This window comes from Neisseria sp. HMSC065D04 (genome assembly GCF_001815675.1).
Lineage (GTDB): Bacteria > Pseudomonadota > Gammaproteobacteria > Burkholderiales > Neisseriaceae > Neisseria.
Genome location: NZ_KV821559.1, coordinates 1 through 302 on the forward strand (window position 1 = coordinate 1; position 302 = coordinate 302).

The following is a 302-nucleotide window of genomic DNA, read 5'->3' on the forward strand; positions in this document are numbered from 1 at the left end:
TCGTAGGCAAAGCGGTAGCGCGCACCGTTTTCATTGGTGAGGCCGACTAAGCGGCGGGCTTTGTCGTAGTGGTAGCCGAAGGTATGGCCCAAGGCATTGGTGCGTCGGGTCGGCAGACCGTCTTGGCCGTATTCGTAGGAAGTGGTATGGCCTTCGCCGTCGGTATGGGTTTTCAGACGACCTGCGGCATCGTAGCCGAAGGTTTCTTTGCTGCCGTCGGGATAGAGGGCGAGGGTAAGGTTTTGGTCGGCGTCGTAATGGTATTCGGTGTGCTGTCCCAGCGCATCGGTAATGCGCGCCAG

The 302-nt window shown here is 59.3% G+C and carries 1 protein-coding gene; it reads right to left on the minus strand.

All coding sequences use genetic code 11. The annotated features are described in order from the left end of the window. Positions 1 to 302, minus strand: a 302-nt coding sequence (locus HMPREF3050_RS12670) for an RHS repeat domain-containing protein (RefSeq protein ID WP_168166276.1), incomplete at both ends; no start/stop codon positions are given.